Source organism: [Pantoea] beijingensis (assembly GCF_022647505.1).
GTDB lineage: Bacteria > Pseudomonadota > Gammaproteobacteria > Enterobacterales > Enterobacteriaceae > Erwinia > Erwinia beijingensis.
This window is the reverse complement of the sequence record NZ_CP071409.1, coordinates 1,228,810-1,243,909: the sequence shown is the minus strand read 5'-3', so window position 1 is coordinate 1,243,909 and position 15,100 is coordinate 1,228,810. Positions and strand designations below refer to the sequence as shown.

The 15,100-nt window shown below is 51.6% G+C and carries 13 protein-coding genes; 3 read left to right on the top strand and 10 right to left on the bottom strand.

The genetic code is table 11. The features are described from left to right. Positions 1-235: 235 nt before the first annotated feature. Together J1C60_RS05580 and J1C60_RS05575 are read left to right on the top strand one after the other, a co-directional pair. Positions 236-1,432, top strand: a complete 1,197-nt coding sequence (locus tag J1C60_RS05580; protein WP_128179216.1) for an efflux RND transporter periplasmic adaptor subunit — start codon at positions 236-238, stop codon at positions 1,430-1,432. A 3-nt stretch (positions 1,433-1,435) separates the two neighbouring features. Further along, complete coding sequence (locus tag J1C60_RS05575) at positions 1,436-3,379, top strand: MacB family efflux pump subunit (protein WP_128179215.1); 1,944 nt, start codon at positions 1,436-1,438, stop codon at positions 3,377-3,379. 305 nt (positions 3,380-3,684) lie between these two features. Here J1C60_RS05575 and cysM read toward each other — a convergent pair whose 3' ends face one another. The 9 genes from cysM to J1C60_RS05530 form a co-directional block, all read right to left on the bottom strand. Further along, positions 3,685-4,572 carry a cysteine synthase CysM gene (gene cysM, locus J1C60_RS05570; protein WP_128179214.1) on the bottom strand — a complete coding sequence of 296 codons (888 nt, stop codon included), beginning with the start codon at positions 4,570-4,572 and terminating at the stop codon, positions 3,685-3,687. A gap of 81 nt (positions 4,573-4,653) precedes the next feature. Next, entirely contained in the window at positions 4,654-5,742 is a 1,089-nt protein-coding gene (cysA, locus tag J1C60_RS05565) for a sulfate/thiosulfate ABC transporter ATP-binding protein CysA (RefSeq protein WP_128179213.1), read from the bottom strand. Beyond that, positions 5,732-6,607: a sulfate/thiosulfate ABC transporter permease CysW gene (gene cysW, locus J1C60_RS05560; RefSeq protein WP_128179212.1), complete on the bottom strand. Its 876-nt coding sequence runs from the start codon at positions 6,605-6,607 to the stop codon at positions 5,732-5,734. The genes cysA and cysW overlap by 11 nt, the downstream gene beginning before the upstream one ends. Next, positions 6,607-7,440: a sulfate/thiosulfate ABC transporter permease CysT gene (gene cysT / locus J1C60_RS05555; RefSeq protein WP_128179211.1), complete on the bottom strand. Its 834-nt coding sequence runs from the start codon at positions 7,438-7,440 to the stop codon at positions 6,607-6,609. Before cysT ends, cysW begins: the two co-directional genes overlap by 1 nt. Further along, positions 7,440-8,456 (bottom strand): sulfate ABC transporter substrate-binding protein, encoded by a 1,017-nt coding sequence (locus tag J1C60_RS05550; protein ID WP_128179210.1) that lies wholly within the window; start codon positions 8,454-8,456, stop codon positions 7,440-7,442. The genes cysT and J1C60_RS05550 overlap by 1 nt, the downstream gene beginning before the upstream one ends. A 191-nt stretch (positions 8,457-8,647) precedes the next feature. Next, positions 8,648-9,547 carry a Dyp-type peroxidase gene (locus tag J1C60_RS05545; protein ID WP_128179209.1) on the bottom strand — a complete coding sequence of 300 codons (900 nt, stop codon included), beginning with the start codon at positions 9,545-9,547 and terminating at the stop codon, positions 8,648-8,650. Positions 9,548-9,671: 124 nt separating this feature from the next. Then, positions 9,672-10,286, bottom strand: a complete 615-nt coding sequence (locus J1C60_RS05540; RefSeq protein ID WP_128179208.1) for an RpoE-regulated lipoprotein — start codon at positions 10,284-10,286, stop codon at positions 9,672-9,674. 66 nt (positions 10,287-10,352) lie between these two features. Next, entirely contained in the window at positions 10,353-10,814 is a 462-nt protein-coding gene (locus J1C60_RS05535) for a DUF2919 domain-containing protein (RefSeq protein WP_128179234.1), read from the bottom strand. Positions 10,815-10,868: 54 nt separating this feature from the next. Then, the gene (locus J1C60_RS05530) at positions 10,869-11,294 is read right to left on the bottom strand and encodes a GNAT family acetyltransferase (RefSeq protein WP_128179233.1); all 426 of its coding nucleotides are present in this window, start codon (positions 11,292-11,294) and stop codon (positions 10,869-10,871) included. Positions 11,295-11,496: 202 nt separating this feature from the next. On the opposite strand from J1C60_RS05530, the gene hemF reads away from it, so the two are divergent. After that, positions 11,497-12,432 carry an oxygen-dependent coproporphyrinogen oxidase gene (hemF, locus tag J1C60_RS05525; RefSeq protein WP_128179232.1) on the top strand — a complete coding sequence of 312 codons (936 nt, stop codon included), beginning with the start codon at positions 11,497-11,499 and terminating at the stop codon, positions 12,430-12,432. Between the two features lie 174 nt (positions 12,433-12,606). On the opposite strand, the gene maeB is transcribed toward hemF, so the two are convergent. After that, entirely contained in the window at positions 12,607-14,886 is a 2,280-nt protein-coding gene (gene maeB, locus J1C60_RS05520) for an NADP-dependent oxaloacetate-decarboxylating malate dehydrogenase (RefSeq protein WP_128179207.1), read from the bottom strand. Positions 14,887-15,100: the final 214 nt, after the last annotated feature.

The window sequence follows — 15,100 nt, the reverse complement described above, 5'->3', positions numbered from 1 at the left end:
TGAATCCAACAACGCGTATTCTATTCCTGTTTTCCACTACCAACACATTCCCTACATCATTATTGATGTTATATCACAGCAGCAAAAGAACTTATCTCATTCTGCTGAGGTAGGTAGTCATCGCGCAAAAACACGTGCAGCCTGTGGCATGACGATAAATAACGCCGTCCAATTAATGCCGTCTTTATGTAATCAAGGTACTATGCCTTTCTCGTTACTTAAGGATTTTATTGATATGGAATTACACCGTTCCTCGCGCCGACGCTGGATCATACTGCTGGTGGTTATCAGCGTCACCATTGCAATCGCTGTATGGCTGAGCTTACGTTCAAGCCAGCAGAAACCAAATTACATTACTGCCGCCGCAGAACAGCGTGATTTTCAGCAAACAGTGCTGGCTGACGGCACGGTTACCGCCAGTAAGCAGGTTAGCGTCGGTGCTCAGGCATCCGGTCAGATCAAGTCTCTGCTGGTCGAACTGGGTGACAGCGTGAAACAGGGGCAGTTGATTGCAGAAATTGACAGCATGACGCAGCAAAATGAGCTGCGTAATGCCCAGGCAGCGCTGAAAAACGTTCAGGCCCAACGCGCGGCAAAACAGGCTTTACTCGCCAAATATCGGGCTGCATTCAAACGCCAGCAGACCATGCTGTCAAAGAATCTGACGGCCAGATCGGACTATGATACAGCACTGGCCGATCTCAACAGTACCGACGCGGATATCCAGGCGCTTGATGCACAAATTGTACAATCACAAATTCAGGTCGATACCGCACAAGTCAATCTGGGCTATACCAAAATTTCCTCCCCTATTGATGGTATCGTCGTTTCCGTACCGGTTGAAGAAGGCCAAACGGTGAACGCAGTGCAAAGCGCGCCCACCATTATCAAAGTGGCCAACCTTGATACTATGACGGTGAAAGCACAGATTTCTGAAGCAGATGTAATTAATGTTAAGCCCGGCATGAAAGTCTGGTTTACCATCCCGGGACAGCCAGATAAGCCCTATCACGCCACGCTACGGGCAATTGAACCCGCGCCAGACTCCATCAATAACGACAGTACTCCGGGCCTGCCAACAGCCGGTAGCAGCAATGCGACAACCGAAGCCATCTATTACTTTGGTTTATTTGACGTTGCAAATCCCGATCGGACTCTGCGTATATCAATGACGGCCGAAGTACACATCGTGTTAGGCGATCAACCCAATGCGATTATTATCCCCTCCACCGCTCTGGATAAGCTGAATGGCAAAACCAGCGTTCAGGTGGTCGACAAACAAAAGAATGTGACGCGCCGCGAGGTTCAGGTTGGGATTAATAATAACATCGAGGCACAAATCACCCGCGGATTAAAAGCAGGCGAACAAGTGATAATCAGTCAGCAGGCGGGAACCGAAACGCCACAATCTGGCTCATCAGAGCAGAGGTAACTTATGGCGCTTCTCCAGCTTGACGGTATCAACCGTGATTTTATCAGCGGTGAACAGCGCGTCCGCGTGCTAAAAAATATCAACCTCGCAATCGAAGCCGGCGAATTTGTCGCCATCGTCGGCGCATCCGGCTCGGGCAAATCGACGTTAATGAACCTGCTTGGTTGCCTGGACAGGGCCAGTAGTGGCGATTACCAGGTATCGGGCAAATCGACTACCCAACTTACCGGCGATGCGTTAGCTGAATTACGGCGCGAGCATTTCGGTTTTATTTTTCAACGTTATCATTTGCTAAGCGATCTCAGCGCGTTAGGTAACGTTGAGATACCGGCGATCTACGCCGGGAAAAGCCAGCACGATCGCCGTCAACGCGCATCTTCCCTGCTGACAGATTTAGGTTTAGGCGAACGTCTCCATTATCGTCCTGGCCAGCTTTCAGGTGGACAGCAGCAGCGCGTAAGTATTGCTCGCGCACTAATGAATGGTGGCGAAGTGATTCTCGCCGATGAGCCGACTGGCGCACTCGATAGTCATAGCGGTGAAGAGGTGCTTAAAATTTTGCGCAATCTTCATCAGCAAGGTCATACTGTAGTAATTGTGACCCATGATATGCGTATCGCACAGCATGCTGAACGCATCATTGAGATCCATGATGGCGAAATCATTGCCGATTCAGGTGGTAAACATGCCTCACAGCATGCGCGTCTGCCAACGTCTGATACTGCCCTTTCACACCCCTGGCGAGCCCTACGCGACAGGCTGGCTGAAGCCTTCAAGATGGCAATGGTTTCGATGATATCGCAACGATTACGCACTTTTCTTACCATGCTGGGTATCATTATCGGTATTGCTTCTGTGGTGTCTGTGGTTGCTCTGGGCAAGGGATCCCAACAGAAGATTCTCTCTGAAATCAGCGCGATGGGCACGAGTACGCTAGACGTTTTTCCAGGCACTGATTTTGGCGATATGCAGTCCGCGAAGATACAAACTCTGCGGGCAGGAGATGCAGATGCCCTGGCCAGCCAACCTTATGTCCACAGCGTCACGCCTTCAATTTCTAATAGTGCCACGCTCAAATATCGCGATCATGCTTTAACCGTAACGGTAAGCGGTGTCGGTGAGCAATTCTTCGCCGTTCGTGGTTATCAAATGGCAAAGGGGATGGCCTTTAATCGCGCCAGCATAGACGCGTTGTCACAAGAAGCGGTAATCGATGAAAATACGCAGGCAAAACTCTTTCCGCAGGGTCAGAATCCAATTGGTCAGGTCATTATTTTAAATAATATGCCGGTACAAATTATCGGCGTTGCGACCCGACAAACTAGCTTTGGTAGCGACAGCAGTCTGAACATTTGGGTGCCGTATACCGCCGCGATGAAACGGATGATTGGCAAAACCTACTTCAGCGGGATTACGGTACGTATTAAAGATGACGTTGATTTGAAGATTGCTGAACAGGGTGTCACTAAGCTTTTACAACAGCGTCACGGGGTAAAAGATTTCTTTATTCTGAACACCGATAGCATCCGTGAAACGATTGAAAAAACAACCAATACAATGACGTTACTGGTTGCGGCGATTGCGTTAATTTCACTACTGGTTGGTGGCATTGGCGTGATGAATATCATGCTGGTTTCCGTGACGGAACGTACTCGCGAGATCGGTGTTCGTATGGCCGTTGGGGCACGTGCCAGTGATATTATGCAGCAGTTTCTGATTGAGGCCGTTCTGGTTTGCTTAACAGGCGGCATAGCGGGTGTCTTACTGGCCCTGATACCTGGAGCCATCGTGGCGCATATCGGTAGCACCAGCCTTGGCATGAGCTATTCGCCCTTCTCGATTATTGCCGCCTTCGCCTGCTCCAGCCTGATTGGTGTAATCTTTGGCTTCTTTCCCGCGCGCCGGGCGGCACGCATGGATCCCATTCACGCACTGGAACGGGAGTAAGGAGAGTGAGGCTGCGGCCTTGCTGCTTCAGGTTTAGCGAATACTTCGCTCACTGGCGGGATTACCGCCTGACTCTGCTTTCGTGCAGGCGAACGACAAGGGGCCGGGGTGGGTGCCTCAGCCTCCTGACTTCAACAGGTTAAGTACATTTATTCGCTCGCCAGCAGAGTGGTGGCTGATTCTGCTTTCGTGCAGGCGAACAACAAAGGGCCGGCCCTGCCGGGTCATCCGAAGGATGAACGGAACCGCCCCTGGCGTAATAACTCAGTGATAACTGAAGTGGAACGGGCCTGGCCGTTAAGCGCTTAGCGCGGGCTATAAACCCCGGTGGAAAGATAGCGATCGCCACGATCGCAAACGATAGCCACCACAATGCTGCCAGGATTAGCCTCCGCCACCCGCAGTGCGCCAACAACAGCGCCCCCGGAGCTCACCCCACAAAAAATCCCCTCGCGGCGGGCCAGTTGACGCATGACCTCTTCCGCATCACTCTGATCGATATCCAGTATGGAATCCACCAGCTCGGGACGATAAATACCCGGCAAATAAGCCGCAGGCCAGCGTCGAATACCGGGTATTGCACTGCCTTCTGACGGCTGCAGGCCAATAATTTGTACCCGACTGCTCTGTTCCTTTAAATAGTGCCCCACGCCGGTAATGGTACCGGTTGTTCCCATACTGGAAACAAAATGCGTCAGGCGCCCCGCGCTCTGCTGCCAGATCTCAGGGCCGGTAGTGAGATAATGCCCTAATGGGTTGTCCGGATTATTAAACTGATCGAGCACTTTACCTTCGCCACGTGCCGCCATCTGCTGAGCTAAATCACGCGCACCTTCCATACCTGATTCACGGCTAACCAAAATCAGCTCTGCTCCGTAGGCTTCCATCGCCGCACGCCGTTCCAGACTCATGTTATCCGGCATCAATAATTTCAGCGTATAGCCTTTCATTGCAGCAATCATTGCCAGTGCAATACCGGTATTCCCGCTGGTCGCTTCAATCAAGACATCACCGGGACGGATCTCACCACGCAACTCCGCCTGCTGGATCATCGACAGTGCCGCACGATCTTTTACCGAACCCGCAGGATTATTTCCTTCCATCTTCAGCCAAATTTCACTGCCATTAGCTGGCGTAAGGCGCTGTAATTTGATCAGCGGCGTATTGCCGATGGTGTTTTCCAGAGTGGTCACGGTGTTATTCCTGTCACAGGCCTGACAATAAAAGAGGCGGGATTAACCCCGCCCACAGAAATACGCTAAGAAAAGAAAATATCAGGCACTTTTCGCAAAGGCAACAGCGCGCAGCGGCGTATCACCATGGTACAAACGTGCCCGTTGCAGGCCAACAAACAGGCGCTCTCCACGATAAGGCACCGCAAGATCGCCGTCCAAAATCAGCGTGACCGGCTCATGGTGCCAGCCAATCGGTTGTGCCACCAATTGCCAGTAGTGACCACGTGGGCTGACTTCAAGGATCTGCACCGGGAGCGGTGTTTCCAGGCTGCTTTGCCGGCCCACATCAATTTCCCACGGGCGCAGGAACAGCTCGACGTTACCCTGATGCGCAGGGGTATATCCCAATGGCCAATGGTGTGCGCCAACGTGGAATTGTGAACCATGCACTTCGCCATCAAAGCGATTAACCTCGCCCAGAAACTCCAGTACAAAACGTGTTGCGGGCTCACGCCACACGTCGTCCGGGGTTCCCACCTGCTCGATATTCCCCTGACTCATCACAACCACCCGATCGGCGACTTCCATCGCTTCTTCCTGATCGTGCGTCACAAAAACACTGGTGAACTTCAGCTCTTCATGTAGCTGCCGTAACCAGCGGCGCAGCTCTTTACGCACCTGTGCATCCAGTGCGCCGAAGGGTTCATCAAGTAGCAGAATTTGTGGCTCGACGGCCAGCGCACGCGCAAGGGCAACACGCTGCTTTTGTCCACCAGAAAGCTGTGCAGGATAGCGGTTTGCCAGGTGCCCTAATTGCACCATTTCCAGTAATTGGGTCACCTTCTTTTTAATCGCATCAGCAGATGGGCGATCGCGACGCGGCAGTACCGTTAAACCAAAGGCAATATTGTCAAAAACCGTCATATGCCGGAACAACGCATAGTGCTGGAACACGAAACCCACCTGGCGATCGCGCGCATGCAAACGGCTTACGTCTTTGCCATGAAAGCTCAGCAACCCGCTACTTTGGTTTTCCAGTCCAGCAATAATCCGCAGCAGCGTGGTTTTACCCGAGCCTGAGGGGCCCAGTAACGCCACCATTTGGCCAGAAGGGATATCCAGCGAGATGTCGTTCAGCACCTTTGTACGACTAAAGGATTTATTGATATGGCTAATCTCAATGCTCATGATTTCCCTCCTGTTGCAAACGCCTGTTCTGGTGCTCTAGCCGCCATTGCAGGGCGCTTTTCAAAAACAGTGTCACTATCGCCATCAGGGTCAGCAGCCCGGCAGCCGTAAAGGCACCCACGGTGTTGTAATCCTGATGCAGCAATTCAACTTGTAAAGGCAGCGTATAGGTTTCGCCGCGTATCGATCCCGAGACCACCGAGACCGCACCAAATTCACCAATAGCCCGCGCGTTCGTCAGCACAATACCGTAAAGCAGCGCCCAGCGAATATTCGGCAGGGTAACGCGGCGGAACATTTGCCACCCGGAAGCTCCCAGCAATATTGCCGCTTCATCTTCATGGCTGCCCTGACTTAGCATGACCGGCACCAGCTCACGCACCACAAACGGACAGGTAACAAATATCGTTACCATTGCCATACCTGGCCAGGAGAACATCAGTTGGATATTGTGCGCATCCAGCCAGCCGCCAACCGGGCCATTAGTGCCATAGAACAACAGGTAAATCAGGCCGGCAACCACTGGTGATACGGCAAAAGGCACATCAAACAGCGTCAACAGCAGCTGACGCCCCGGGAAAGTAAAGCGCGTGACCAGCCAGGCCAACAACGTACCAAACACCAGATTTACCGGCACGGTAATTAACGCGATAAGCACCGTCAGCCAAATTGAGTGCAGCATATCCGGGTCACGCAAATTGCTGAGTACGCCACCTATCCCCTGAGCAAAAGCCTCGATAAAAATAGCCAGTAACGGCCCCACCAGCAGAAAGGCTGAGATCACGATGCCAAGGGCGATCAGTAGCCATTTCCCCCAGTTAATTCGGGGGCGAGCTACGCCTTTGAATTCAGAAATATCAGCCATTAATGCCCCCCCAGACGACGACCAAAGCGACTCTGCAAGGTGTTAATACCAAACAGCAGCAATAGCGAAGCAGCCAGAATGACCGATGCAATCGCGCTGGCCGCCGGATAATCAAACTCCTGCAGGCGCACAAAAATCATCAGAGAGGTCACTTCCGTTTTCCAGGCAATATTGCCCGCAATAAATATCACCGCACCGAACTCGCCCAGGCTTCGGGTGAATGACAATGCCGTACCCGCCAACAGCGCTGGAGCCACTTCAGGTAAAACTACGCGGCGAAAACTTTGCCACGGACTGGCACCCAGCGTTTCAGCCGCTTCTTCATATTCCGGTCCTAACTCTTCCAGCACGGGCTGAACCGTACGCACCACAAACGGAATACTGGTGAAGGCCATCGCTACCGCGATCCCCAGCCACGTATACGAGACTTTAATATCAAACTGCGCTAACCATTGTCCGTAGAATCCATTTACTGAAAACAAACCAGCCAGCGTCAACCCCGCCACTGCCGTGGGTAACGCAAAGGGCAAATCCATTAAGCCATCAAGGATGGTACGGCCAGGGAAACGATAGCGCGTTAGAATCCATGCCATCAGCATGCCAAAAATCGCGTTAAACAGTGAGGCAACACCCGCGGCCAGCAAAGTAACCCTGTAAGCCGCCACTACCTGTGGGTTGGTAACCACTTCCCAATACTGTGCCAGCGTCATCTGCGAAAGCTGCATCAATAGCGCACTCAGCGGCAGCAACAGAACCAGGCAGGTAAAGAATAAACTGCTGCCAAGACTGATACCAAAGCCGGGCAGCACGCGTTTATTACCGGCAGCGAACATTACCCGCGCCCCGCCGCTAACAATTTATCCAATTCACCACCGCTGGCGAAATGGGTTTTCATCACCGCATCCCATCCCCCAAACGCGTCTTCAACGCGAAACAGCGCGGTGTGTGGGAAGCGTCCCTGCTGTTTTGCCATCAGTTCAGGATTGTTTACGCGATAATAGAACTGCGTAATGATCTGCTGTGCCTGCGGTGAATAGAGGTAATTAAGGTAGTCTTGCGCTGCCTGCCTGGTATGATTTTTCTCCACATTTTTATCAACCCAGGCAACCGGAAACTCGGCCAGGATATTGTTTTCCGGCACGACGACCTCGTAGTCATCCTGACCATACTGATTGCGAATGTTGTTCACTTCCGATTCGAAGCTAATCAACACATCCCCAAGCCCGCGTTCAACAAAAGTCGTGGTCGCGCCGCGCCCACCGGTATCAAACACCTCGACGTTTTTCAGGAACTGCGTCATGAACTGCTCAGTTTTAGCTTTATCTTTACCATCAGCAAGATCGGCAGCGCCCCACGCCGCCAGATAGGTATAACGGCCATTACCTGAGGTCTTAGGATTCGGGAAAACCAGCTTCACACCATCACGCGCAAGATCGTTCCAGCCATGGATATTTTTGGGATTACCTTTGCGCACCAGGAAAGCCATGGTGGAATAAAAAGGGGAGCTATTATTTGGCAACCGTTTTTGCCAGTCGGCTGGGATCAAATTACCGCGATCGTGAAGGATCTGGACATCGGTCACCTGATTATAAGTCACCACATCCGCCTTTAGCCCCTGTAGAATTGCCAGGGCCTGTTTGGATGAACCTGCATGAGATTGTTTAATCGTTAACGCGTCGCCGGGATGCTGTTTCACCCACTGCTGTTCAAAGGGCACATTTAGCGCTTCAAATAGCTCGCGAGAGACGTCGTAAGAACTGTTCATCAGCTCTGTTGCCTGGGCACCGCTTGCCAGCAGCAGCGAGAAAGCCACGCCTGTTACGCATTTTTTCACCATTGGAAAAGTCATTTAGCACCCTGAGTTGATGATTCGGCTCACGCCACGAGTGCAATCAGTTTATTTATAACGCAGGTGAAAGCTGTAACGGTTTTATATACCGTTTGATGATTTGAAAGTCTAAAATGCTATAAGCTGGTGGGAAAGGATATGTAACCACTAAAAATAGCAGGGCCGAAACGCATACACCCTGCACGGGTCTTTTATAGCCTGGCGAGTTGTTCAACCGAAGGCGCGTAATAATAGCTACCGGTTTTCGGTTTGGTGAAACGCAGCATTGCGTCCAGCTTGCCATCGCGCTCACCAAACATACTCAGCAACTGTTGTTCAATGTTGTACAGCGTGGCGCAGTAAGCGATAAAAAATAATCCATGTGTGCCACTGGCTGTGCCATAAGGCAGGCTCTGGCGCAGGATCTTCAATCCTTGCCCGTTCTCTTTCAGGTCCACACGGCTTACGTGAGAGGTATCCGGACGCACATTGCTATCCAGTTCTTCACTTGTCGCTTTGGTTCGCCCTATCACCTGCTCTTGCTTGCTGACATTGAGCCGCTGCCACATCTTAAGATCATGCTCCCAGCGTTGGGTAAAGACATAGCTGCCTCCCGCATCATTCCCCTGCGAGATGATGGCAACCTGCTGACGTGCTTCACCCTGCGGATTTTCCGTACCGTCAACGAAACCCGACAGATCGCGATCGTCTACCCAGCGAAAACCATGGATCTCTTCCTCAATAAGCAGTGAAGAACCGAAAGCCGCCAGTGCCGCCTGTGCCACGCTGAAGTTAACATCATGACGCAATGACTGGATATGGATCAGCAGGTCACGCTGAGTTGCCGGCGCAATCCCACCTTTCCCCAACGGCAGAAAATCCTTCAGCTCAACAGCCCCTGGTTCGGCAGTGAGATCGCGCCACAGCGTTGGACCAAACGCCACAACCGCGCCCAATCCCGCATCCGGATACTGCTGTTGCAACTGCAGCAGTTGCTGATTAAAAACGTTGGTGCCCTGTCGAATGGCCTCCAATTCCCCTTGCGCCTTCGCTTCGATATAAATCGCAAAACGGCGATGTTCCAGTAAAATGCCGCTCTGAACCTGAGACATTATGTGGCTCTCCTGAGTGTAATTCTGTCCGTACGACGATTTTAAGCCATATCATACCCGATGTTTCAGGCGGCATCCTGCGCTACCGCGAGGGAAAATGAAATGCCGTCACAAATACGGGACATCACCGACGCCAGATAATTTTGCTTAGCGTCCAGTTTTTCAGGGTATCATCAGGCGGCATCAAACCTTCAGGGCCGTGCCATTCGCCGCTATAAACGTAATGAATATGCTGGCTATTCGGTGCCTTACATTCAATTTCACTACTGTCCAGCCCCGGTGCTTTTTCACAGGCGCCAAAGGCTTTATCAAAGTGTTCACTAAATTTACTACCGATTTTGGTGCCGTCCTGCGTCGCAATCGCGACGTCCATCACCTCAACGCGGCTCACGGTCGCATTGCCATTAATCAGCAACTTTACCTTACCATCCTCCAGCGCCTGCCAAAATGACACCACACCGCCGTTACTACTGCGCATGCCCTGTCGCAGTTTATACTTTCCCGACAATGCGTCATTCAGAACCGACTCACTCATCGTGGTACTACCGTTCACATCGCCAACGCCCTGTTCGGTAACCTCCAATGAGGAACCAAACCAGTTAAGCGGCGACAGGCTCGACCAGGATATTTTTGAGAACGGATTCCACCAGCTCGAATCAGATTGCGTCTGCGAGCCGGAACTGGCGCAGCCTGCCAACAGTAATGCGGCGATAATCATCGCCGGGCGAACAAATTTCATTGCAACTCCTGTAGTCAACACATGACTCGTGTGAATCAGATTTGAGTGCCAAATATGAGAAAAGTTTTACTCTGCCGCATTAAGGTGGCGATCGAAGCAGTGCCGCAAGCGCCGATTCAACGTTAAATATCCTAACGCGAGCAAGTCAAACAGACCAAATACCCCCACCAAAGGGGAAAAGGTTTCATCGCCCTGCCAGAGGGTTACAGCTTGTGAAAGCATCATTGCCACCAGCGCGGCACACAGCACCCAACGCCACGCCTGCCATACACCGGGTAATCGCTGGCGATAGCCAGTCAGCAGCAGTCCGAAGGCAGCGGGTATACCCAACGCAAGGCCGAGCCAGAAAGCATGGGCGTCGGGATAAAACAGCGTCAACAAATCGGTGCCCTGCTGCCGGGAAGCACCTGCAACCACAAACAACACCCAGGTCCGTGCCTGCAACAGCAAAACGATCCAGAAACTCAGCGGTAACCTGAGCTGTCCTTTTTGGTCATAATCGTCGGGGGAATAGTTGAGGGTCATCATCACATCAGAAAACGGGGAAGACGGTCGGGCAACAGTATGGTCACCCGTAGCGTATTAATATTCACGATCTTCAATCAGGCGCTTGCCGAGTGCCAGGGTATCCTGAATTTCATAATCCAGCTTCTCATAAAAACCGAGTACTGCATCATTTTCTTCACGTACCAGTAAGTTGATCTTTGGACAACCACGTGCGATCAATTTCTTCTCAAGGCGATTGATCAGTGCATTGGCAAAACCACGTCCACGGTAATCAGGATGCACGCCCAAATAGTAAGCAGAACCACGATGTCCATCATAGCCGCCCATCAATGTACCGACAATTTCGCCGCCGACCACAGCCACCAGAAACAGATCAGGATCGTGCGTCAATTTACGCTCAATATCCATTTCAGGATCGTTCCAGGGGCGTAACAGATCACATCGATCCCAAAGGGTAATCACTTCTTCAAAGTCATCATGGCAGAATGCGCGAATTTCCATCATTTTTACTCAGAGGTTCTGCAGAATTTGTTGATTATCACGCATTATTTCTACGGTGCAAGTCTCACAGTGCAGAAAAGGCAGTTTTCATGGGTATCACAGTCGGAAAGCGGGTGCAGTTATCCGAGTGACGTAATGTCCCCCCCTGCAACGCGAATAATTTAAGGTATAATCGTCGCAAATATTTTGAGACAACACCATGATGACCGCTCCCGATACTGACCGCGTAAAACAATTCCTGCTCACATTGCAGGATAATATTTGCCAGCAGCTAGCACTCACCGATGGTGCAGCGCAGTTTGAAGAAGACAACTGGGTACGCCCTGCCGGTGGAGGTGGCCGCAGTCGCGTATTGCGTAACGGCAATCTTTTCGAGCAAGCCGGCGTAAACTTTTCTCACGTTTATGGCGAAGCAATGCCCGCTTCAGCAACGGCGCACCGCCCCGAGTTAGCGGGCCGTAGCTTTCAGGCAATGGGCGTTTCATTAGTGGTCCATCCCGAAAATCCGTGGGTACCGACCAGCCATGCCAATGTCCGTTTTTTTATTGCCGAGAAACCGGGTGCCGCCCCCGTCTGGTGGTTTGGTGGTGGTTTTGATTTAACGCCTTACTATGGTTTTGAAGACGATGCCATCCACTGGCATCAGACAGCCTTTGACCTTTGCCAGCCTTTTGGCGAAGAGGTGTATCCGCGTTATAAAAAATGGTGTGATGATTATTTTTATATCAAACACCGTGATGAACAGCGTGGGATTGGCGGGCTGTTTTTTGACGATTTGAATACGCCAGATTTCGATAGCTGCTTCGATTTCATGCAGGCAGTAGGAAACGGTTTTCTTACCGGTTATCTACCCATTGTGGCGCGTCGCAGGACGTTATCCTGGGGCGAGCGCGAGCGTCAGTTTCAGCTTTATCGTCGTGGCCGTTACGTGGAGTTCAATCTGGTATGGGATCGCGGTACGCTGTTTGGCCTGCAAACCGGTGGACGAACCGAATCAATTTTAATGTCGATGCCGCCGCTGGTGCGCTGGGAATATGATTATCAGCCAGAGGAAGGTTCGCCGGAAGCGAGATTATACCGTGACTTTTTACCCGTAAGAGCATGGTTAACGCCGCAATCCGGCATCAGGGATTCATGATGCGCCCATACGTCGGCTAAAGAACTTGACGCCACGGTGTTCCGCTCCCTCAACCGGATAAACGGTTTCTGGCGGGGGACAAAAACGTGGGGCCAGAGCAACTGCCGGCCCCTGTATCATTTCATCTGTACAAATCTATCGCGATTCCTGGAGCAACCAGAAAATACAGCGTATTTATAATGGCTGCGTTTGGGCTTCCACTACGGCCAACGCAACCATATTAACAATGCGACGCACTGAAGCAATCGGCGTTAGCACGTGAACCGGTTTCGCAATCCCCATCAATACCGGCCCCACGGTCACGCCTTCTGAGCAAGAGACACGCAGCAGGTTATAGCTAATACGCGCCGCTTCAACATTCGGCATAATCAGAATATTGGCGGACCCTTTTAGCGGGCTATCCGGCATCCTGTCGTGACGAATACTTTCCACCAGCGCTGCGTCACCGTGCATCTCGCCATCAATCTCCAGTTCCGGTGCCCGGGCATTCACCAGCGCCAGAGTTTCACGCATTTTACGTGCGGCTGGCGCATCAGACGTCCCATAACTGGAATGCGATAACAATGCCACTTTAGGCTCAATACCAAAACGTCGAACGGTTTCGGCCGCCATCAGCGTTAGCTCAGTTAACGCTTCCGGCGTCGGATCTTCGTTAACGTAAGTATCAACGATAAAAGTATTACCGCTTGGTAGCAGTAACGCATTCATTGCTCCCGCCACCTTAACGTCAGCGCGGAAACCAAACAGCTTCTCAACAACATCATAATGGGATTTATAATCGCCAATCGTTCCGCAGATTAACGCATCCGCCTCACCTCGCTGTACCATAATGGCACCGATTAAAGTTGGATTGCCGATAACCGCCCGCTGCGCCTCTTCCACTGAAACACCGCGTCGCTTCATAATTTGGTGATATTCACTCCAGTACTGCTTAAATCGCGGATCGGATTCGTTATTAACCACCTCAAAATCTTTACCCGCCTCAATCTTCAGTCCCAGTTTTTTCAGGCGCATATCAATGACTCCCGGGCGTCCGATCAATATTGGCTTCGCCAATCCCAACGTGATCAACTCCTGAGTCGCATGCAGTACTCGTGCCTCTTCACCTTCGGCCAACACAACCCGTTTAGGATCCTTCCTTGCCTGCGAGAAGATAGGCTTCATGAAAAGATTGGTTTTGTAAACGAACTCTGTCAGTTTTTCCCGATAGGCATCAAAATCCGCGATGGGCCGCGTCGCCACACCTGAATCCATAGCAGCTTTAGCGACCGCTGGGGCAATTTTCACTATCAGCCGCGGGTCGAAAGGTTTCGGGATCAGATAATCAGGGCCAAACGACAGCTCCTGGTCGCCATAGGCGGAAGCAACCACATCACTTTGTTCCGCCAGCGCCAGTTCAGCAATCGCATGTACCGCGGCCAGCTTCATCTCTTCATTGATCGCTGTCGCGCCGACATCCAATGCCCCACGAAAAATAAACGGGAAGCACAGCACATTATTCACCTGATTGGGAAAATCTGAGCGTCCCGTACAGATGATGGCATCAGGACGTACTTCCCTCGCCAGCGGTGGTAAAATTTCAGGTTCGGGGTTAGCCAGTGCCAGGATCAATGGATCCTTCGCCATGCGCTTCACCATCTCCGGTGTCATCAACTTCGGTCCTGAACAGCCGAGAAAAATGTCCGCGCCGGTGATCACCTCATCCAACGTTCGTTTACCGTTGTCTTTGATGGCATAGGCCGCTTTAGTTTCAGCCATTGGTTCTTCTCGACCCTGATAAATCACCCCTTTCGAGTCGCACACCACAATATTGTGTTTTTGCATGCCTAGCGCCACCAGCAGATTCATGCAGGCAATAGCGGAAGCCCCCGCGCCTGAGACCACCAGTCGCACATCAGAAAGTGATTTATTAACCACGCGCAGCCCGTTAAGTACCGCTGCCGTGCAAATGATAGCGGTGCCATGCTGATCGTCATGGAATACCGGAATTTTCATACGCGCACGCAGCGCCTTTTCAATGTAAAAACATTCCGGCGCTTTGATATCTTCGAGATTAATGCCGCCAAATGTTGGCTCCAGCGCCGCAATCACATTAATCAGTTTGTCCGGATCCAACTCATCAATTTCAATATCGAACACGTCAATGCCAGCAAACTTCTTGAATAGAACACCTTTGCCTTCCATCACGGGTTTACCGGCCAATGCGCCAATATTTCCCAACCCAAGCACTGCGGTACCATTAGAGATCACCGCAACAAGGTTGCCGCGCGCGGTATATTTATGCGCCGCGAGTGGATCTTTCGCAATCTCCAGACAGGGCGCCGCCACGCCTGGCGAATAGGCTAATGCCAGGTCTCGCTGCGTCGCTAATGGCTTAGTGGGTGAAACCTGTATTTTACCGGGGACGGGGAATTCGTGAAAATCGAGGGCACTTTGCTTCAATTGTTCGTCCATCGTCTTATCCTTGGCTTTGTATTAGAGAGTTTCGAAAGAACAGTATAGAAGCGGGAAATACAGGAAAAACTTGAAGCGGCTTTGAAAAACAGGAGAGAAAGTGCGTTTTCAGCCCCCCCTCTTTAAAGCCCTCGTTTACAACTGCGGCAATCTGCCGCGCAAACGGAGATAGCAAGGCACATCAACTGCCAGCACGTTATTCCGGGGATCTGCT